This is a genomic window from Pseudomonas sp. SD17-1 (assembly GCF_029201585.1).
Taxonomy (GTDB): domain Bacteria; phylum Pseudomonadota; class Gammaproteobacteria; order Pseudomonadales; family Pseudomonadaceae; genus Aquipseudomonas; species Aquipseudomonas palmensis.
This window is the reverse complement of record NZ_CP104044.1, coordinates 5,380,408-5,399,125: the sequence shown is the minus strand read 5'-3', so window position 1 is coordinate 5,399,125 and position 18,718 is coordinate 5,380,408. Positions and strand designations below refer to the sequence as shown.

18 protein-coding genes are annotated in these 18,718 nt (G+C 65.3%); 5 read left to right on the top strand and 13 right to left on the bottom strand.

The window, feature by feature from the left end:
• The 8 genes from hemW to N0B28_RS24645 form a co-directional block, all read right to left on the bottom strand.
• Complete coding sequence (gene hemW / locus N0B28_RS24680; RefSeq protein WP_275729383.1) at positions 1-1,215, bottom strand: radical SAM family heme chaperone HemW; 1,215 nt, start codon at positions 1,213-1,215, stop codon at positions 1-3.
• Positions 1,212-1,808, bottom strand: coding sequence for an RdgB/HAM1 family non-canonical purine NTP pyrophosphatase (gene rdgB, locus N0B28_RS24675; protein ID WP_043860131.1), 597 nt, complete (start codon positions 1,806-1,808; stop codon positions 1,212-1,214). Before rdgB ends, hemW begins: the two co-directional genes overlap by 4 nt.
• A complete protein-coding gene (locus tag N0B28_RS24670) occupies positions 1,805-2,239 on the bottom strand; it encodes a DUF4426 domain-containing protein (RefSeq protein ID WP_275729379.1) in 435 nt (144 codons plus the stop codon). The genes rdgB and N0B28_RS24670 overlap by 4 nt, the downstream gene beginning before the upstream one ends.
• 26 nt (positions 2,240-2,265) lie before the next feature.
• Positions 2,266-2,886: a methionine biosynthesis protein MetW gene (metW, locus tag N0B28_RS24665; protein ID WP_043860133.1), complete on the bottom strand. Its 621-nt coding sequence runs from the start codon at positions 2,884-2,886 to the stop codon at positions 2,266-2,268.
• Positions 2,887-2,893: 7 nt separating this feature from the next.
• Positions 2,894-4,033 (bottom strand): homoserine O-acetyltransferase, encoded by a 1,140-nt coding sequence (locus tag N0B28_RS24660; protein ID WP_043860134.1) that lies wholly within the window; start codon positions 4,031-4,033, stop codon positions 2,894-2,896.
• Between the two features lie 95 nt (positions 4,034-4,128).
• The gene (locus N0B28_RS24655; protein WP_054915542.1) at positions 4,129-4,719 is read right to left on the bottom strand and encodes a YggT family protein; all 591 of its coding nucleotides are present in this window, start codon (positions 4,717-4,719) and stop codon (positions 4,129-4,131) included.
• Between the two features lie 10 nt (positions 4,720-4,729).
• Positions 4,730-5,548 carry a pyrroline-5-carboxylate reductase gene (gene proC / locus N0B28_RS24650; protein WP_043860136.1) on the bottom strand — a complete coding sequence of 273 codons (819 nt, stop codon included), beginning with the start codon at positions 5,546-5,548 and terminating at the stop codon, positions 4,730-4,732.
• Between the two features lie 38 nt (positions 5,549-5,586).
• On the bottom strand, positions 5,587-6,273 hold the full coding sequence (locus N0B28_RS24645) for a YggS family pyridoxal phosphate-dependent enzyme (RefSeq protein ID WP_054915543.1): 687 nt from the start codon (positions 6,271-6,273) through the stop codon (positions 5,587-5,589).
• Between the two features lie 66 nt (positions 6,274-6,339).
• On the opposite strand from N0B28_RS24645, the gene N0B28_RS24640 reads away from it, so the two are divergent.
• Positions 6,340-7,374, top strand: coding sequence for a type IV pilus twitching motility protein PilT (locus N0B28_RS24640; RefSeq protein ID WP_043860138.1), 1,035 nt, complete (start codon positions 6,340-6,342; stop codon positions 7,372-7,374).
• On the opposite strand, the gene N0B28_RS24635 is transcribed toward N0B28_RS24640, so the two are convergent.
• The gene (locus N0B28_RS24635) at positions 7,371-8,009 is read right to left on the bottom strand and encodes a C40 family peptidase (protein ID WP_043860139.1); all 639 of its coding nucleotides are present in this window, start codon (positions 8,007-8,009) and stop codon (positions 7,371-7,373) included. The genes N0B28_RS24640 and N0B28_RS24635 overlap by 4 nt on opposite strands.
• A 156-nt stretch (positions 8,010-8,165) precedes the next feature.
• Here N0B28_RS24635 and N0B28_RS24630 point away from each other — a divergent pair, with 156 nt between their 5' ends.
• Complete coding sequence (locus N0B28_RS24630) at positions 8,166-8,588, top strand: TM2 domain-containing protein (protein WP_043860140.1); 423 nt, start codon at positions 8,166-8,168, stop codon at positions 8,586-8,588.
• Between the two features lie 40 nt (positions 8,589-8,628).
• Here N0B28_RS24630 and N0B28_RS24625 read toward each other — a convergent pair whose 3' ends face one another.
• The 3 genes from N0B28_RS24625 to N0B28_RS24615 all read right to left on the bottom strand — a co-directional run bounded on the left by N0B28_RS24625 (position 8,629) and on the right by N0B28_RS24615 (position 13,456).
• The gene (locus N0B28_RS24625; RefSeq protein WP_043860141.1) at positions 8,629-9,321 is read right to left on the bottom strand and encodes an SPOR domain-containing protein; all 693 of its coding nucleotides are present in this window, start codon (positions 9,319-9,321) and stop codon (positions 8,629-8,631) included.
• A 1-nt stretch (position 9,322) separates the two neighbouring features.
• Positions 9,323-11,059, bottom strand: a complete 1,737-nt coding sequence (argS, locus tag N0B28_RS24620) for an arginine--tRNA ligase (RefSeq protein WP_043860142.1) — start codon at positions 11,057-11,059, stop codon at positions 9,323-9,325.
• Positions 11,060-11,236: 177 nt separating this feature from the next.
• Positions 11,237-13,456 (bottom strand): primosomal protein N', encoded by a 2,220-nt coding sequence (locus N0B28_RS24615; RefSeq protein WP_078481693.1) that lies wholly within the window; start codon positions 13,454-13,456, stop codon positions 11,237-11,239.
• 166 nt (positions 13,457-13,622) lie between these two features.
• Between N0B28_RS24615 and rpmE the strand changes: the two genes are divergently transcribed.
• The 3 genes from rpmE (at position 13,623) to N0B28_RS24600 (ending at position 16,120) form a co-directional block, all read left to right on the top strand.
• Positions 13,623-13,838, top strand: coding sequence for a 50S ribosomal protein L31 (rpmE, locus tag N0B28_RS24610; RefSeq protein ID WP_043860144.1), 216 nt, complete (start codon positions 13,623-13,625; stop codon positions 13,836-13,838).
• Positions 13,839-13,870: 32 nt separating this feature from the next.
• Positions 13,871-14,668 (top strand): thermonuclease family protein, encoded by a 798-nt coding sequence (locus N0B28_RS24605; RefSeq protein ID WP_275729375.1) that lies wholly within the window; start codon positions 13,871-13,873, stop codon positions 14,666-14,668.
• A 183-nt stretch (positions 14,669-14,851) separates the two neighbouring features.
• On the top strand, positions 14,852-16,120 hold the full coding sequence (locus tag N0B28_RS24600; protein WP_043860148.1) for a malic enzyme-like NAD(P)-binding protein: 1,269 nt from the start codon (positions 14,852-14,854) through the stop codon (positions 16,118-16,120).
• A gap of 112 nt (positions 16,121-16,232) precedes the next feature.
• Here the strand turns inward: N0B28_RS24600 and N0B28_RS24595 are convergent, their stop codons facing one another.
• The gene (locus N0B28_RS24595; RefSeq protein ID WP_173925097.1) at positions 16,233-18,665 is read right to left on the bottom strand and encodes a penicillin-binding protein 1A; all 2,433 of its coding nucleotides are present in this window, start codon (positions 18,663-18,665) and stop codon (positions 16,233-16,235) included.
• Positions 18,666-18,718 lie beyond the last annotated feature (53 nt).

The window sequence follows — 18,718 nt, the reverse complement described above, 5'->3', positions numbered from 1 at the left end:
TTAGGTCAAGAAATACTGCAGCAGGTCGTTGAGAAACAGCTGGCCCCGCGGTGTCGCCACCAGCCGCGTCGGTTCGACCTGCAAAAGGCCCTTTTGTTCGGCTTCACGGCGCGCCGCCGCCAGTTGTTCCAGCGGCAGGCCGGTACGCTGCGCGAACAGCGCGGCCTCCACGCCCTCGGTCAGGCGCAGGGCGTTCATCAGGAACTCGAACGGCAGTTCGCCCACCGCCAGCAGCTTGTCGCCCGCCTTGAACGCCTTGGCCGGGTTCAGGTAGTCCTTGGGCAGCCGGGTCTTCCAGGTGCGCACGATGCGCCCGTCCGGGTGGCTGAGCTTGCCGTGGGCACCGGCGCCGATGCCGATGAAGTCGCCAAAGCTCCAGTAGTTGAGGTTGTGCCGCGCCGGGCGCCCTGGCTGGGCGTAGGCCGACACTTCGTACTGGCGGTAGCCGTGCTCGGCCATCAGCGCCTGCCCGGCCTCCTGGATATCCCACAGGATGTCGTCCTCGGGCAGCAGCGGCGGCTGGTTCCAGAACACCGTGTTCGGCTCCAGGGTCAACTGGTACCACGACAGGTGGGCAGGGTTGAGCGCGATGGCCTGGCGCAGGTCGCCCAGCGCATCGTCCAGCGACTGGTCGGGCAGGCCGTGCATCAGGTCCAGGTTGAAGTTGTCGAACCCCGCCGCACGCGCCATGCCGGCCGCACGAACCGCCTCGTCACCGTTGTGGATGCGCCCCAGCGCCTGGAGCTTGGCCTGCTGGAAGCTCTGCACGCCGATCGACAGGCGATTGATGCCCAGTTGCCGGTAGGCCTTGAACTTCTCCTGCTCGAAGGTCCCGGGGTTGGCCTCCAGGGTGATCTCGATGTCGGCGGCGAACGGGATGCGTTGCTCCACGCCCGCCAGCAGGCGGCCCAGCGCACGGGCACTGAACAGGCTCGGGGTACCGCCGCCAAAGAAGATCGAGCTGATCGGTCGCCCGTACACCGCGCCCAGCTCCTGGTCGAGGTCGGCGAGCAGGGCGTCGACGTAGGCCTCTTCCGGCAGCTGCGGGGTGGCGGCATGGGAGTTGAAGTCGCAGTACGGGCATTTGCGCACGCACCACGGGATATGGATGTACAGCGACAGCGGCGGCAGCTGCGCGAGTGCCGCCCGTGGTGCGTTGGAGCTGAAGCCAGCCTCGCCCAGATGCAGTGGCTGTGCCGGCGTGCGGTCGGTCATTGCAGGCCCAGGCGCTGACGCAGCAGGCTCATGGCGCGGGCGCGGTGGCTGATCTGGTTCTTGTCGGCGGGGCTCAGCTCGGCGCTGGAGCAGTCGCGCTCCGGTACCCAGAACAGCGGGTCGTAGCCAAAGCCGTGGGCACCGCTGGCCTGGTGCAGGATGCGCCCATGCCACAGGCCCTCGCACAGGATCGGCAGCGGGTCGTCGGCATGGCGTACCAGCGCCAGCACGCACACGAACTGCGCGCCGCGCTCGGCGTCCGGCACGTCCTTGAGTACCTCGAGCAACTTGGCGTTGTTCGCCGCGTCGCCCTGGCCATCGGCGTAGCGCGCCGAGTAGATGCCCGGCGCACCACCGAGAAAGTCCACCGCCAGGCCCGAGTCGTCGGCCAGGGCCGGCAGCCCGGAGATACGTGCGGCATTGCGCGCCTTGAGGATGGCGTTCTCGACGAACGACAGGCCGGTTTCCTCCGGCTCGACGCTGCTGAATTCGCCAATCGAACGCAGTTGCACGGTGTCACCGAGCATGGCCTGCAGTTCCTTGAGTTTGCCGGCGTTGTGGCTGGCCAATACGAGTTGCTGGATGTTCATCATTCGCCTGGGAAGAGCTCTTGGTTGAAACTGATGGTCTCGGTCTTGCCACCAATTGCAACATTGATCGTGAAGGTGCGGTTTTCCTGCTGCTCCACCGGGAACTGGGCGATGTAGTAGATCGCGCCCTGTTCGGTGATCTGCTTGAAGCTGAGTGGTACCGTGCGGCTGCTCAGGTCCTTGACGCTGCCGCTGACCTGGGTCACCTGCGGCTTGCCGGCCTTGATCACCGACACGTTGATCACGCCCTGGTTCTTGCTGCGCACCAGTTGCGCCGTCTTGGCGATGTCCGGCTGCAGGAAGGTGGAGATGAAGGTGCTGTAGTGCACCGTGGTATCACCGAAGACTTCCTTGCGCTCGCCCTTGATCGCATCGGCAGCAAGCGCCGTGGTGCTCAGGCAGGCAACCAGTAAAAAGCTCAACAAGCGACCCATGATCTGTCTCCTCCAGTGTGGGTTGTTCAAACCGCGACCTTGTGTTCCTGCAGGCCCGGGCTGCTGACACGGTAAATGCCGATCTCCCCTAGAAGATTAGGCCATAGCTTGCTCGCCCACCCATGCCGGTGCATATGGTCGACCGCCAGGCGGTCGAGCACCTGGGCGCGACGTTCGCTGCACAGCGCCTCGAAATCCTCGAAGGTACAGAAGTGGATGTTCGGCGTGTTGTACCAGGTATACGGCATGAAGTCCGACACTGGCATGCGACCCTTGGTCGCCAGGTACCAGCGGCAGCGCCAGTGGCCGAAGTTGGGGAAGGTGATGATGCACTGGCGGCCCACGCGCAGCATTTCGTCGAGGATCCGGTCGGGGTACTCCACGGCCTGCAGGGCCTGGGTCATGACCACCACGTCGAAGCTGTTGCTGGCGAAGTTGCCCAGGCCTTTGTCCAGGTCCTGCTCGATGACGTTGACGCCCTTGGCCACGCACTGGGCGATGTTGTCGGGGTCGATTTCCAGGCCGTAGCCAGCCACCTGCTTGGTGTCACGCAGCGAGGCGAGCAGCTCGCCAGTACCGCAACCGAGGTCGAGTACCCGGCTGCCGGCGGGGATCCAGTCTTGGATGATTTCCAGGTCGGCTCTCATGGGGTCCTCAGCAGACGATGCGGTTCATGTAGTTCGTGAATCCCGTGATGTAGCGCGGGGTCGGGATCAGGAAGGCATCGTGGCCATACGGCGAGTCGATATCCAGGTAGCACACGTTCTTGCGCGCGGCGATCAGCGCATCGACGATCTCCCGCGAGCGCGCCGGCGAGAAACGCCAGTCGGTGGTGAACGACATCACGCAGTAGTCGGCGGTGACGTGGGCCAGGGTCGCGGCCAGGTCGCCGCCGTGGCTGGCGGCGGGGTCGAAGTAGTCCAGCGCCTTGGTCATCAGCAGGTAGGTGTTGGCATCGAAACGCCCGGAGAACTCCTCGCCCTGGTAGCGCAGGTAGCTTTCGACCTGGAACTCGACGCTGTGAAAGTCGTAGTTGAGCTTGTCGCTCTTGAGCTCGCGGCCGAATTTCTCGCCCATCGAGTCATCCGACAGGTAGGTGATGTGCCCGACCATGCGCGCCAGCATCAGCCCGCGCTTGGGGATCACGCCTTCGGCCTGGAACGAGCCGCCGTGGAACTCGGGGTCGGTGAGGATGGCCTGGCGCGCCACTTCGTTGAAGGCGATGTTCTGCGCCGACAGCTTGGGTGCCGAGGCGATGTCCAGGCAGTGGCGCACGCGGTCGGGGTAGGTGATGGTCCATTGCAGCGCCTGCATGCCGCCCAGGCTGCCGCCCACCACGGCGGCCCACTGGCCGATGCCCAGGCGATCGGCCAGGCGCGCCTGGCTGTGCACCCAGTCTTCCACGGTGAGTACCGGGAAGTCGGCGCCGTAGGGCTGGCCGGTGGCCGGGTTGACGCTGCTGGGGCCGGTGCTGCCGTTGCAGCCGCCGAGATTGTTCAGGCTGACCACGAAGAAGCGGTTGGTATCGATCGGCTTGCCCGGCCCGATGCAGCTGTCCCACCAGCCCGGCTTGCGGTCGTCGGGGCTGTGGTAGCCGGCGGCATGGTGATGCCCGGACAGGGCATGGCAGATCAGCACGGCATTGCTGGCCGCGCTGTTGAGGGTACCGTAGGTTTCAAAGACCAGCTCGTAGCTGGCCAGCGAGCGACCGCAGGCCAGGGCCAGGGGCTCATCGAATCGCGCCAGTTGCGGTACTACCAGACCGACCGAATCTTCGGGAAAGACAGTGGACATCGACCCTGCTCACGCTTGAATGAGGCGTAAGTCTAAAGACCGCCACCCCCAGCGGCAAGCAACATGGCGCGGCTTGCGGCCGGGGGTGGTGCGGGTCAGATCATGCGGAACAGTTCCTGCGGCATTCCGGCGTAGGCGGCCAGCGGCGGCATCACGAACGACTGGATCACCTGGATCGCCAGGAAGGCGAAGATCGGCGAAATATCCAGGCCTCCGAGGTTGGGCACCAGCTTGCGAAACGGTGCCAGCACCGGCTCGCTGATCTGGTAGGCCAGCTCGGCGGCGGGGTTGTGGCTGCCGGGGGCGATCCACGACACGATCACCATCACGATCATCGCGACCCAGAAGATCTTCAGGAACAGCGAGGTGACGCCGATGACGGCCCACATCAGCAGGTGCGGGATGTCGCCGAAGGTGCCGTAGGTGACCATCAGCACGAACGCCATCAGCAGCGCCTGGATCACGATCGACAGGATCAGCGATGAGGTGTCCAGCCCGAACACGCTGGGGATGACGCGCCGGATCGGCTTGAGCAGCGGCTGGGTGGCGCGCACCGCGAACTGGCTGAGCGGGTTGTAGAAGTTGGCCTTGACCAGCTGCAGCACGAAGCGCAGCAGCACGATGACCAGGTACAGGCTGACCAGTGTTTGCACCACGAAGATCGCGGCGCCCGAAAGTGCATTCATGCAGAGCTCCTTAGTTGCCCAGTTGTTCGGCCATTTCGGCCGAGCGGTGCGCCGCGGCGCCCAGTGCTTTTTCTACCAGCGCCTCGAACCCGTTGGCCTGGAACGACTTGATCGCCGCCTCGGTGGTGCCATTGGGGGAGGTGACGCGCCGGCGCAGTTCGCTGGCCTCGACATCGCTGGCCACGGCCATGTGCGCCGCGCCCAGGGCGGTTTGCAGGGTCAGCCGGGAGGCGACGTCGCGGGGCAGGCCGAGTTTTTCGCCGGCTGCGGTCATCGCCTCGATCAGCAGGAAGAAATACGCCGGGCCGCTACCGGAGACCGCGGTCACTGCATCCAGTTGCTGTTCGCTGTCGACCCACAGGGCCACGCCCACTGCCGAGAGCAGTTGCTCGGCTTCGGCGCGTTGTTCGGCCGATACCTGCTCGGTGGCGTACAGACCGCTGACGCCCTGGCGCAGCAGCGCCGGGGTGTTGGGCATGCAGCGTACCAGCGGTTGCTCGCCCAGCCAGTTGCGCAGGCTGGCGCAGGTGATGCCGGCGGCAATCGACACCACCAGCTGGTTGGGCTTGAGGCTTGGCTTGAGCGCCTGGCACACCGCCTTCATGGCTTGCGGCTTGACCGCGATCAGCACCACGTCGGCGCCATCGACGGCCTGGGCGTTGTCTTCGAACAGCTGGATGCCGTGTTCGGCGTGCACCCTGGCGCGCGTCTCGGCACCCGGGTCGCTGGCGCGGATCTGCGCGGCGTCCACACCCTGGGCGCGCAAGCCGCCGATCAGGCTGGCGGCCATGTTGCCGGCGCCGATGAAGGCAATTCGAGTCTTGCTCATGTCAGGTCCTTGGTTGAAGAAGGTGAACGATGCATGGGTCAGGCCTGGCCGTAGTCGCGGGCACCGAACAGGGCGGTGCCGATGCGCACCCAGGTCGCGCCCTGGGCAATCGCTGCTTCCAGGTCGTGGCTCATGCCCATCGACAGGGTGTCCAGGCCCAGGTTCAGGCTGTCCTGCAATTGGCGTACACGGGCGAATGCCGCCGCCTGGGCGGCCGGGTCGTCGGTGGGTTCGGGAATAGCCATCAGGCCGCGCAGCTTCAGGTGCGGCAGCGCCGCGATGGCCTGGGCCAGCGCCGGCAGCTCGTCGGGGTTGCAGCCCGATTTGCTGGCCTCGCCGCTGACGTTGACCTGCACGCACACATTCAGTGCGGGCAGCCCGGCAGGGCGTTGTTCGCTGAGGCGTTGTGCGATTTTCAGTCGGTCCACCGAATGTACCCAGTCGAAGTGCTCGGCGATTGCTCGCGTCTTGTTCGATTGAATGGGGCCGATGAAGTGCCAGGTCAAGGGCAGGTCGGTCAATTCGAGCTGCTTGGCCAGGGCTTCCTGCAAGTAGTTTTCGCCCACGTCGCGCACACCGGCCGCATACACTTCGCGTATCGCGGCAGCCGGCTTGGTCTTGCTCACGGCCAGCAGGCGGACCTGCCCGGGGTCACGCCCGGCGGCCTGTGCAGCGCTGCGGATGCGGTCGGCAAGCGTGGAAAGGTTGTCTGCTATGGTGGACATGGATCAACGCCAGCGGCTGTTCGGGTCTGCGGCATTCTACCTGCTTGGCGATGTTTGGGGAGTGTTATGGACATGACCGGGCTGATGGCCCTGGCGCTCAGGGAAGGCGCCTCCGATCTGCACCTGGCGGCCGGCAGTGCGCCGATGATCCGCCGTGACGGGCAGATGCAGCCGCTGGGGCCGGCGGCGTTGAGCAGCGACAACCTGCATGCCCTGCTGGCGCAGCTCATGAGCCCACAGCAGCAGGAGGACTTCGCCAGGCTGCAGGACCTGGACTTTGCCGTGGCCGTGCCCGGGCTGGGGCGCTTTCGGGTCAACGCCTTCGTGCAGGTGCGCGGGCCGGCGGCGGTACTGCGCCTGATACCCGACCAGGTGCCGACGCTGGCGAGCCTGCAGTTGCCGGAGGTGTTTCGTCGCATTGCCGAGTCGCCGGCCGGGCTGGTGCTGGTGACCGGCCCCACCGGCTCAGGCAAGTCGTCCACCCTGGCGGCGCTGGTCGATCACCTCAACCGCGAGCGCGCCGTGCATATCCTGACCCTGGAAGACCCGCTCGAATTTATCCACAGCCCGCTGCGCAGCCAGCTCAGCCAGCGTGAGATGGGGCGTCACAGCCAGGGGTTCGCCCAGGCGCTGCGGGCTGCGCTGCGCCAGGACCCGGACGTGATCATGCTTGGCGAGCTGCGCGACCTGGAGACGATCCGCCTGGCCCTGACCGCCGCCGAAACCGGCCACCTGGTGCTGGCGACCCTGCACACCGCCTCGGCGGCCAAGGCCATCGACCGGCTGGTGGACGTGTTTGCCGCGCAGGAGAAGGCCCTGGTGCGCACGATGCTCGCCGACGCCTTGCAGGCGGTGGTGGCCCAGGTGCTGGTGCCCAGGGTGCAGGGCGGGCGAGTGGCCGCGCACGAGGTCCTGCTGGCCACGCCGGCGGTGCGCAACCTGATTCGCGAGGGGAAGGTGGCGCAGCTGTATTCGGCCATGCAGACCGGCGCGGCGTTAGGCATGCAGACCCTGGACAGCAGCCTGCAGGGCCTGGTGAGGCGGGGAGTCGTCAGCCTGGAAACGGCCAGGGCGAACGCGCGTTCGCCCGATCAGGTCTAGCGTTTGGCCAGGCGCAGCTGGGTTTGCGGCTGCTCCTTGGGCAGTACGCGCTTGGCGACCACGTAGTGGCTCTGCCAGTAGGGCTTGTTCAGGGTATCGATGCTGACCCGCTTGCCGCGCCGTGGCGCGTGGATGAAGCGGTCGTTGCCCAGGTAGATGGCCACGTGGTTGACGCGGCGACTCTTGATGTTGAAGAACAGCAGGTCGCCGGGCTTGAGATCCTTGCGGTCGACTTTCACGCCGTGGCCGCTGGCCATGGCGTTGGAGGTACGCGGCAGGTCGACCTCGTCGATGTCGTTGAAGGCGTACTTGACCAGCCCGCTGCAGTCGAAGCCCTTGCTCGGGCTGCTGCCGCCCCAGCGGTACGGAGTGCCCAGCACGTTCACCGCGCGGCTGAGCACATCGCTGCTCTGCTTGGCCGGCATCGAGGCGACCTGGCGGGTGGTCTTGGCGACCTTGGAAGAGGCGGCGGACGAGGTGACCTTGGCGTGGGCGCCCTTGGTCGAGCGTACGGCTGCAGTGCTGGTGGTGTGCACGTTGAAGCCGTTGGGAAGACGTTGCTCACGGTTGGTGGCGTGGGCGGCCAGTGGCAATAAAAGGCAAACAGTCAGCCATGTCTTGAAAAAAGGTCGCATGGGCAGGGCTCTTGTTGGTTAAGCGCGCAACTTTATAACAGCTTTTTGATCGAATTCTGGTCCGTTGGTCGATTGCAGAGGCGCCATACGTCGGCTGAGCACGTAAAAGTCACATTTTTTCTTAGAAAATTTCTCTCTAAACCGTGGAGGCTATGAATGAACAGTTATCAGCAACAGGCGCAGCCCCAGGACACCCACAGCAAGGTCCTCGGCTACCTGCTGTGGATCTTCGGTTTTACCGGGTCGCACCGTTTCTACTACGGCAGGCCGGTGACCGGCACCATCTGGTTCTGCACCCTGGGCCTGCTCGGTATCGGCTGGCTGATCGACCTGTTCCTGATCCCGAAGATGGACAGCGAGGCCGACCTGCGCTTTCACGCCGGCCCGCTGGACTACAGCCTGGCCTGGATCCTGCTGACCTTCCTGGGGATATTCGGCGTGCACCGCATGTACCAGGGCAAGTGGATCAGCGGCGTGATCTATGCCTTTACCGGCGGGCTGTTTCTGCTGGGGGTGCTGTACGACTTCTGGACGCTGAACACCCAGGTATCGCTCAAGAACGTGCAGGCGCGGGCCTGAAAGCAGGCGGCCCGCTGCTGCGGGCCGCCGAACATCGGGGTTACTGGCGTATCTGGCGCTGTTGCAGCAGCAGGTTGTTGAAGCCGCTGCCGGCCAGTTGCTTCTGCGCCACGGTCAGCTGTTCGCGATTGCTGAACGGGCCGACCAGCACGCGGTACCAGGTCTCTTCCTTCACCGTACCGGACTCTACCTTCACCGCCTGGCCGAGCAGGATGATCTGCGCACGCACCTTGTCGGCATCGGCCTCTTTGCGGAACGAGCCCGCCTGCAGGTAGAACTGCGTGGTAGCGGCCGGCTTGATCACCGGCGGTGCCGGTGGCGGGGTCTGCCCCAGCAGCGCGGCCTGGGCGCGGGCGGTGTCGATCTTGGCCGCCTCGGCCGGGGTCACCGGTGGCTGCGCCGGTACCGGCGGGGTTTTCTCCGGCACGGCTTCGGGCGGCACGATCACTTCCGACTCGGGCAGCAGTGTGTAGAAGTCGTACTTGGGCTTGACCGGCTGCTGCGGGCTCGGCGCGGTCTTGTTCGCCTCGGCGATCTTCTCGGCCTTCTGCTGGGCTTCAGGCTTGGTGCGCTTGACCTCGTCGCGGCTGGGCTCGAGTTTCATCAGGAACACGATGAACGCACCGACCGTGAGGCCGATGGCCAGCCACATCCAGCCCGGTATCGGTTGCTTGGCCGGGGCCTGATAGCGGCTGGCGCCGCGCTTGGGAGCAGGTTTTTTCTTGGCAGCCAACTTACATGCGCTCCAGGGTTTCCAGGCCAAGCAGTTCCAGGCCCTGCTTGAGGGTGCGACCGGTCAGGGCGGCCAGGCGCAGGCGGCTCTGCTGCTGTTCGGGTGTTTCTGCGGCGAGGATCGGGCAGTTCTCGTAGAAGCTGGAGAACAGGCCGGCCACGTCGTAGAGGTAGCTGCACAGTACGTGCGGGGTACCTTTTTCGGCGACGTTGTTCAGGATTTCGCCGAACTGCGCCAGGCGCGCGGCCAGGTCCTGTTCCTGCGGTGCCTGCAAGCGGATCTCGCCTTCGACCTGGTCGAAGCCCTTGCCCAGCTTGCGGAACACGCCGGCCACGCGGGTGTAGGCGTACAGCAGGTACGGCGCGGTGTTGCCTTCGAAGTTGAGCATCAGCTCGAAGTTGAAGCTGTAGTCGCTGGTACGGTGCTTGGACAGGTCGGCGTACTTGACCGCGCCGATGCCCACCACCTTGGCGATGGCGCGCAGTTCTTCTTCAGGCAGCTGCGGGTTTTTCTCCTTGACCAGGGCGTAGGCACGCTCCTTGGCTTCGTTGAGCAGGTCGATCAGCTTCACGGTGCCGCCGTCGCGGGTCTTGAACGGGCGGCCGTCGGCGCCGTTCATGGTGCCGAAGCCCATGTGCTCCATGTCCATCGGGTGGGTCACGAAGCCGGCCTTGCGGGCCACCGCGAACACCTGCTGGAAGTGCAGGGCCTGGCGCTGGTCGACGAAGTACAGGGCGCGGTCGGCCTTGAGCACGCCGCTGCGGTAGCGCACGGCGGCCAGGTCGGTGGTGGCGTACAGGTAGCCGCCGTCGGCCTTGACGATGATCACCGGCAGCGGCTCGCCCTCGGCGTTCTTGAACTCGTCGAGGAACACGCACTGGGCGCCGTTGCTTTCCACCAGCATGCCCTTGGCCTTGAGGTCTTCGACCACATTGGCCAGGTCGTCGTTGTAGGCGCTTTCGCCCATCACGTCGGCCATGGTCAGCTTGACGTTGAGCAGCTCGTAGGTCTTCTGGCAGTGCGACAGCGAGATGTCCTTGAAGCGGGTCCACAGCTTCAGGCACTCGGGGTCGCCGGCCTGCAGCTTGACCACCAGGCCACGGGCGCGGTCGGCGAACTCGCTGGACTCGTCGAACCGCTTCTTGGCGGCGCGGTAGAAGTTCTCCAGGTCCGACAGCTCTTCGCTGGTGATCGGGTTCTCTTCCAGGTACGCCATCAGCATGCCGAACTGGGTGCCCCAGTCGCCCACGTGGTTCTGGCGTACCACATCGTCACCGAGAAACTCCAGCACACGGGCCACGGCGTCGCCGATGATGGTCGAGCGCAGGTGGCCGACGTGCATTTCCTTGGCCAGGTTGGGCGCCGACATGTCGATCACGACCTTCTGCGTGGCGCCGGCCTTGTGCACGCCGAGCCTGGCGTCGGCCAGTGCGGCATCCAGGCGCGAGGCCAGGGCCTGGGTGTTCTGGAAGAAGTTGAGGAAGCCCGGGCCTGCGATCTCCACCTTGCTGACCTGCGGGTCGGCGGGCAGGGCGGCGATGAGTTTCTCGGCCAGGTCGCGCGGCTTGAGGCCGGCGGGCTTGGCCAGCATCATCGCGATGTTGCTGGCGAAATCGCCGTGGGTCTTGTCCCGGGCGTTTTCCACCTGGATCGCCGGCGTCAGCCCGTCAGGCAGCACACCGTCGTTGACGAGTTGGGTGAGGGCTTGCTGGATCAGCTGGCGAATGGTGTCTTTCATGGGCTTCTCTTTCGACCGCAAGCGCGGCGGCGCCTGGATGCGCAGGTGGAAAAACTGGGTATTATCCGTTGCCGGGGCGAGGTTGCCAACCTTTAGGGCCCTTTGGCCAACAATGCAGGCTCTGCAGAGGGCCAGGGCTCATCAAACCTGTAGGAGCCGGCGTTGCCGGCGAAGCGGTCAGTACAGGTCGACCGGGTCCACATCCAGCGACCAGCGCACCTGTCGCCCGCTCGGCATCTGCTCCAACACTAACAGCCAGGCGCTCATCAGACGATGCAAGGATGCCCTTGCATTGGCCTGCAACAACAATTGCGCACGAAAACGTCCCGCCCGTCGCTCCATCGGCGCCGGCACCGGGCCCAGCAGCTCGATGCCGTGCAGGTCGTGCTCTGCCAGCAACTGCTCGGCGGCGCTGCAGGCCTCGTCGAGAAAGCTCTCGGCCTGCCCCGGCTTGTGCGCCTCGGCGCGCAGCAGCGCCAGGTGCGCGAAGGGCGGCAGGCCGGCGGCGCGGCGCTCGCTCAGGGCCTGTTCGGCAAACGCGAAATAGCCCTGCTCGGTAAGCTGTACCAATAGAGGATGATCGGCCAGGTGCGTCTGGATGATCACCTTGCCTGGCTCCTCTGCACGCCCGGCACGCCCTGCCACCTGCACGATCAGTTGGGCCATGCGCTCGCTGGCGCGAAAATCCCCGGAGAACAGCCCGCCATCGGCATCCAGGATCGCCACCAGGGTGACCCGCGGAAAGTGGTGCCCCTTGGCCAGCATCTGGGTGCCGACCAGGATGCACGGCTCGCCGCGCTGCACTGTGGCGAACAGCTGGTTCATCGCGTCCTTGCGCGAGGTGCTGTCGCGGTCCACGCGCAGCACCGGGACATCCGGAAACAGAATGCTCAGGCGCTCTTCGGCGCGCTCGGTGCCTGCGCCTACCGGGCGCAGGTCCACATGGTTGCACTGCGGGCACTGGCGCGGTACGCGCTCGTCATAGCCGCAGTGGTGGCAGCGCAGTTCGCCGGAGCGCTGATGCACGGTCATGCGCGCATCGCAGCGCGGGCATTCCGACAGCCAGCCGCAGTCGTGGCACAGCAGCGTGGGGGCAAAGCCGCGACGGTTGAGGAACACCAGCACCTGCTGGCCGGCGGCCAGGGTCTGGCCGATGGCCTGTTGCATCGGCCCGCTGATGCCGCTGTCCAGCGGCCGGCTCTTGACGTCCAGGCGCAGGAAGCGCGGCGCCTTGGCGCCACCGGCGCGGTGGTTCATGCGCAGCAGGCCGTAACGACCGGAGTAGGCGTTGTGCAGGCTTTCCAGCGATGGCGTGGCCGAGCCCAGCAGGATCGGGATGTGCTCCTGGTGCGCGCGCACCAGGGCCAGGTCGCGGGCGTGATAGCGCAGGCCTTCCTGCTGCTTGTAGGAGCCGTCGTGCTCCTCGTCGATGATGATCAGGCCTGGGTTCTTCATGGGCGTGAACAGCGCCGAGCGGGTACCGATGATGATGTCGGCCTCGCCATCACGGGCCGCCAGCCAGGCTTTGAGGCGTTCGCGGTCGTTGACTGCCGAATGCAGCAGGGCAATGCGCGCATTGAAACGCTGCTCGAAGCGCGCCAGGGTCTGCGGCCCGAGGTTGATCTCCGGAATCAGGATCAGCGCCTGCTTGCCGGCCTCCAGGGTCTCGCGGATCAGTTGCAGGTAGACCTCGGTCTTGCCGCTGCCGGTGACCCCGGCCAACAGAAAGGCATGGAAGCTGCCGAACCCGGCCTGCACCGCATGAAACGCCGCCTTCTGTTCATCGTTGAGCGGCAGTTCGGGCTGTGCCAGCCAGTGTTCGTGGCGCGCCGGCGGGGCATGCCGGCGTACCTCCACCTGCACCAGCTCCTTGGCCAGCAGCAGGTCGAGGCTGTCCTTGCTCAGTTTGAGCTTGCTCAGCAGGCCGTGGGCCACGCCGTGCGGATGCTGCGCGAGGGTGGCCAGGGCATCGCGCTGGCGCGGTGCGCGGGCGATGCGCGGGTCGTCGTGGCGCGCCCCCGGGGCCACCTGCCAGAAGCGTTCCTGGTGCGCTTCGGCCGGCTCGCCCTGGCGCAGCAGCACCGGCAGCGCCCAGCTCAGGGTGTCGCCCAGGCTGTGCTGATAGTACTGCGCGGTCCACACGCACAGCTTGAACAGGGCTGGCGGTATCGGCGATACCGGGTCAAGCAGGGCGATGGCGGGCTTGAGTTTGTCGGCGGGCACCTCGCTGTGCTCGCACACCTCCACCAGGATGCCGATCATCTCGCGGCGCCCGAACGGCACGCGCAGGCGCATGCCGGGGGTGAATGCGGTGTGCGCCATGCTCGCCGGGGCCCTGTAGTCGAACAACCGCCGCAGGGGCGAGGGCAAGGCAAGGCGAAGGATGACGTCGGACACGCGCAGGGTCTCTGAAGGGCAATTCGGTAGCCGCCGAGCCTAGCAGACGACAGTCGGTACAAGCGACAACTTGCGCTGATGGCATGCTCTGGTATTATTCGCCGCCTAATTACGTGCGGTATTCAACAATGGTGTTGGGTGGCGGCACGCAGTCGAGGAAGTGACCATGAAACCAGAAATTCATCCGAATTATGAAGCAGTCGCAGTCACCTGCAGCTGCGGCAATGTGTTCCAGACCCGTTCGACCCTGTGCGCCCCACTGGCCACCGACGTCTGCAACGAGTGCCACCCGTTCTACACCGGTAAGCAGAAAGTGCTGGACACCGGCGGCCGCGTACAGAAGTTCGCCGACCGTTTCGGCATGTTCGGTGCCAAGAAGTAAGACGGCGCGAAGCTGGCCCCATGGGCTTGGCAATGCTGTTGAAGAAGGCGTCCCTGGTGGGCGCCTTTTTTGTGGCCGCGATCTGGCAGTTACCGGCGCAGGCGCTGTGTACGCTGCCGGCCGACGCGCAGCGCGAGGTGCAGAGCGTTGCGGTACGCCAGGTGATCGACGGCGATACCTTGCGTCTGAAGGATGGGCGCAATGTGCGCCTGATCGGCATCAATGCTCCCGAGATCGGGCGCAAGGGGCGGCCCAGCGAGCCCTATGCGGTGGCCGCGCGCCAGCGTTTGCAGGCCCTGGTCAAGGCCAGTGGCGGGCGGGTCGAGCTGCTGCCGGGTACAGAGCCGCGCGACAAATACAAGCGCACCCTGGCCCATGTGTTCGACCGCTCTGGTCACAATCTGGAAGAACAACTGCTGGGCGAGGGTCTGGGTTATCGCATCGCGGTAGCGCCCAACATCGCCCTGCGCGACTGCCATCAACAGGCTGAACAGGCCGCCCGCAGCGCCCGCGCGGGGCTGTGGGGCCAGCCGCCGGTGATCGCGCCGGGGCACCTGCGCCAGGCCGGTTTTGCGCTGGTCGCTGGCCAGGTTCAGTCGGTCGAGCACAGCGGTGGCGCCATCTGGATCGAGTTGGGCCATTCGCTGGTGCTTCAGGTGCCGGCCAGGTTGTCGCGCAACTTTGCGCCTGATTTCACCGACGGCCTCGAAGGCCGGCGCGTCGAAGCCCGCGGTTGGGTGCTGGATCGTTCCCGCAAGGGCGGGCTCAAGCCGGGTCAGGCGCGCTGGATGCTGCCACTCACCGACCCGACGATGCTGGAAAGACAATAAAGATAATAAATTGTGAACATTTTAAAAATGGATTGTACACACTGAAAGCCTTGCGGGCTGCGGCTCTTGGCTTAAAGTCGTAGGCTAAAGGCCTTGACACAAGTGACCGGGCAGTCTTGTCGGCCCATTGCTCTTTGCGTATCCTCGGCGGTCCGTCAGAACAGTAAAAGCGGAATGCCCATCATGTCAGATTTGAAAACTGCCGCTCTCGAATACCATGCTCAGCCTCGTCCGGGGAAACTGAGCGTAGAGCTCACCAAACCGACCGCGACTGCTCGCGACCTGGCGCTGGCTTACAGCCCGGGTGTTGCCGAGCCAGTACGTGAAATCGCCCGTGACCCGGAGCTGGCCTACCAGTACACCGGCAAGGGCAACCTGGTAGCAGTCATTTCCGACGGCACCGCCATCCTCGGCCTGGGCAACCTGGGCCCACTGGCGTCCAAGCCGGTGATGGAAGGCAAGGGTGTTCTGTTCAAGCGTTTCGCCGGTATCGACGTGTTCGACATCGAAGTCGATGCCGAAAGCCCGCAGGCCTTCATCGACACCGTCAAGCGCATCTCGATCACCTTCGGTGGCATCAACCTGGAAGACATCAAGGCACCCGAGTGCTTCGAGATCGAGCGCGCGCTGATCGAGCAGTGCGACATTCCGGTGTTCCACGATGACCAGCACGGCACCGCGATCGTGACCGCGGCCGGCATGATCAACGCCCTGGAAATCGCGGGCAAGACCCTCGCCGATGCCAAGATCGTCTGCCTGGGCGCCGGTGCTGCGGCCATCTCCTGCATGAAGCTGCTGGTGAGCATGGGCGCGAAGATCGAAAACATCTTCATGGTCGACCGTACCGGCGTGATCCACGCTGGCCGTGACGACCTGAACCAGTACAAGGCGGTGTTCGCCCACGCTACCGACAAGCGCAGCCTGGCCGATGCCCTGGAGGGCGCTGACGTGTTCGTCGGCCTGTCCGGTCCGAACCTGCTGAGCCCTGAAGGCCTCAAGTCGATGGCACCGAACCCGATCGTGTTCGCCTGCTCGAACCCGGACCCGGAAATCTCGCCGGAGCTGGCCCACGCCACCCGCAGCGACGTGATCATGGCCACCGGTCGTTCCGACTACCCGAACCAGGTCAACAACGTACTGGGCTTCCCGTTCATCTTCCGTGGTGCCCTGGACGTTCGCGCCAAGCGCATCAACGAAGAGATGAAGATCGCTGCCGCCAACGCCCTGAAAGACCTGGCCAAGCTGCCGGTGCCCAAGGAAGTCTGCGCTGCCTACGGCGTCGACGCGCTGGAATTCGGTCGTGAGTACATCATTCCGAAGCCGATGGACGCACGCCTGATCACCGTGGTTTCCGATGCCGTGGCCAAGGCTGCGATCGAAAGCGGTGTGGCGACCCTGCCGTATCCGAAGAACTACCCGCTCAAGAGCGTGGATGACGTGTTCAACGGCTGAGCCGTTGTAGCGTTGTAGCAAAAAGCCCCGGCTCGCGAGAGTCGGGGCTTTTTGTTTGGGGCTGGTAATTGTGCTGGCGAATGGGCTGCAGGGCAGCCCCCGGGTTACCCCATCAGAACAGATCGATCGGCGCCGACTCGTCCGCCGGCAGCGGGCTGCCTGGCGCACTGCCACCCAGCTCGTTGACCGACGGCGGGGTGTCTTCGGCCTTGAACAGCTCGAAGTACGCATCAGGCGTGCTCGGCGTGGCCGCACGGCCGCTCACCGGGTCCACCCGCAGGCTGAGGATGCCTTCAGGCTGCGGCAGCGTGTGCATCGGCTTGTCCTTGAGCGCGGCGCCCATGAAGCTCATCCAGATCGGCAGCGCCACGGTACCGCCATACTCGCGACGGCCCAGGGTCTCGGGCTGGTCGAAGCCGCTCCATACGGTGGTCACGTAGTCGGCGTTGTAGCCGGAGAACCACGCATCCTTGGACTCGTTGGTGGTACCGGTCTTGCCCGCCAGGTCGGTGCGCCCCAGCGCCAGGGCACGTCGCCCGGTGCCACGCTTGATCACGTCCTGCAGCATGCTGGTGAGGATGTAGCTGGTACGTCCGTCGATGATCTGCTCGGCCACCGCCGGCACCTGCGGCGCCACCGCACTCACGTCGGCGCCCAGTGCCGCATCGGTGACGATCGGCGTTTCGGCGGCGCCAATCCCGGCCTCGTCCTGATGCCCCCGGGGCACGCTGGGCGGGTTGGCGGTGAACAGCGTCTCGCCATTGCGGCTTTCGATGCGGTCGATCAGGTACGGGGTGATCTTGTAGCCGCCGTTGGCAAACGCGCTCCAGCCGGTGGCGATCTCCATCGGTGTGAGGGTCGCGGTGCCCAGCGCCAGCGACAGGTTGCGCGGCAGGTCCTGCTTGTTGAAGCCGAAACGGGCGATGTAGTCGATGGTCTTGTCCACGCCCATGGCCTGCAGCAGGCGGATCGATACCAGGTTGCGCGACTTGTACAGCGCCTCGCGCATGCGGATCGGGCCAAGGAAGGTGTTGGTGTCGTTCTTGGGTCGCCACACCTTGTCCAGGTACTCGTCGACGAACACGATAGGGGCGTCGTTGACCAGGCTGGCGGCGGTGTAGCCGTTGTCCAGCGCCGCGCTGTAGACGAACGGCTTGAAGCTCGAGCCCGGCTGGCGCTTGGCCTGCATGGCGCGGTTGTAGTTGCTCTGCTCGAACGAGAAGCCGCCCACCAGAGCGCGGATGGCGCCGTTGTTCGGGTCCAGGGTCACCAGTGCGCTCTGGGCGCCCGGCACCTGGCTGAACTTCAGTTCGCCTTCGCCGGTGCGTTGCACGCGGATCACGTCGCCGACCTGGGCCACATCGCCCGGCTGCTGCGGGGCGCGGCCCTGGCTATTGGTGTTGAGGAATGGGCGGGCCCATTTCATGGTGTCCCAGGCCACGGTCTCGGTCTGGCCCGACTTGGTCAGCACCTGCAGGCCGGTCTTGTCGACCTGGGTGACGATGGCCGGTTCCAGCCCGCCCAGTGGGCGCAGCTTGGTCAGCTCCTGCAGCCAGGCGGCCTGGGTCTTGCCCGGCAGGCGCGACTCGGGGCCGCGGTAGCCGTGGCGGTGGTCGTAGGCACTGAGGCCATCGAGCACGGCGCTGTTGGCCATTTCCTGCAGGTCGCTCGGCACCGTGGTGGTCACGCGGAAACCTTCGGTGTAGGCGTCGCTGCCGTAGCGGCCGACCATCTCGGCGCGGGCCATCTCGGCGATGTACGGGGCATTCACCTCGGGCGTCGGCACGTGGTAGCTGGCGTTGATCGGTTCGGCCAGGGCGGCCTGGTAGCTGGCTTCGTCGATCTTGCCCAGCTTGTACATGCGCCCCAGGATCCAGTCGCGGCGTTCCTTGGCGCGCGTCGGGTTGGCCAGCGGGTTGAAGCGCGACGGTGCCTTGGGCAGGCCGGCGATCATCGCCATCTGCGCCAGGCTCACGTCACGGATCGACTTGCCGTAGTACACCTGCGCTGCGGCTTCGATGCCGTAGGCACGGTTGCCCAGGTAGATCTTGTTCACGTACAGCTCGAGGATCTCGTCCTTGGTCAGCTCGCGCTCGATCTGCAGGGCCAGCAGGATCTCGTTGGTCTTGCGCGAGAAGCTGCGTTCGCTGCTGAGGAAGAAGTTCTTCGCCACCTGCATGGTGATGGTGCTGCCGCCGGTCTGGATGTGCCCGGACTTGAGCAATTGTGTTGCAGCGCGCATCAGGCTGCTGGGGTCGACCCCATAGTGATTGGCGAAGTTGTCGTCTTCGGCGGACAGCAAAGCCTGGATGAAATGCGGGGGAATGTCGGCGAAACGGATGGGAGAACGCCGCATCTCGCCGAACTCGGCAATCAGCTTTCCATCGCTGCTGTATACCCGCAAAGGGATCTGCAACTGGATGCTTCTCAGGGCCTCTACCGAGGGCAGGCTGGGGCTAAGATACAGAAACGCGCCGCTCAGACCGAGCACGACGGCACAGATGACTGCGACGAAAGACCACCAGAAGAACTTCAGCAGGCGTATCAAGGCTTTGGGGTGTCCAGTTTGAAATATGGATTGAGCGCAGGGCTGATCGA

What these genes read in the sequence shown, in the direction of transcription:
- rpmE (WP_043860144.1), top strand. Translation starts at nt 13,623, where the DNA reads ATGAAACCAGAAATTCATCCGAATTATGAAGCAGTCGCAGTCACCTGC.
- argS (WP_043860142.1), bottom strand. Translation starts at nt 11,059, where the DNA reads ATGAAAGACACCATTCGCCAGCTGATCCAGCAAGCCCTCACCCAACTC.
- proC (WP_043860136.1), bottom strand. Translation starts at nt 5,548, where the DNA reads ATGAGCAAGACTCGAATTGCCTTCATCGGCGCCGGCAACATGGCCGCC.
- rdgB (WP_043860131.1), bottom strand. Translation starts at nt 1,808, where the DNA reads ATGATGAACATCCAGCAACTCGTATTGGCCAGCCACAACGCCGGCAAA.
- N0B28_RS24605 (WP_275729375.1), top strand. Translation starts at nt 13,871, where the DNA reads ATGCTGTTGAAGAAGGCGTCCCTGGTGGGCGCCTTTTTTGTGGCCGCG.
- N0B28_RS24640 (WP_043860138.1), top strand. Translation starts at nt 6,340, where the DNA reads ATGGACATGACCGGGCTGATGGCCCTGGCGCTCAGGGAAGGCGCCTCC.
- N0B28_RS24655 (WP_054915542.1), bottom strand. Translation starts at nt 4,719, where the DNA reads ATGAATGCACTTTCGGGCGCCGCGATCTTCGTGGTGCAAACACTGGTC.
- hemW (WP_275729383.1), bottom strand. Translation starts at nt 1,215, where the DNA reads ATGACCGACCGCACGCCGGCACAGCCACTGCATCTGGGCGAGGCTGGC.
- N0B28_RS24660 (WP_043860134.1), bottom strand. Translation starts at nt 4,033, where the DNA reads ATGTCCACTGTCTTTCCCGAAGATTCGGTCGGTCTGGTAGTACCGCAA.
- N0B28_RS24670 (WP_275729379.1), bottom strand. Translation starts at nt 2,239, where the DNA reads ATGGGTCGCTTGTTGAGCTTTTTACTGGTTGCCTGCCTGAGCACCACG.
- N0B28_RS24600 (WP_043860148.1), top strand. Translation starts at nt 14,852, where the DNA reads ATGTCAGATTTGAAAACTGCCGCTCTCGAATACCATGCTCAGCCTCGT.
- N0B28_RS24635 (WP_043860139.1), bottom strand. Translation starts at nt 8,009, where the DNA reads ATGCGACCTTTTTTCAAGACATGGCTGACTGTTTGCCTTTTATTGCCA.
- N0B28_RS24630 (WP_043860140.1), top strand. Translation starts at nt 8,166, where the DNA reads ATGAACAGTTATCAGCAACAGGCGCAGCCCCAGGACACCCACAGCAAG.
- N0B28_RS24645 (WP_054915543.1), bottom strand. Translation starts at nt 6,273, where the DNA reads ATGTCCACCATAGCAGACAACCTTTCCACGCTTGCCGACCGCATCCGC.
- metW (WP_043860133.1), bottom strand. Translation starts at nt 2,886, where the DNA reads ATGAGAGCCGACCTGGAAATCATCCAAGACTGGATCCCCGCCGGCAGC.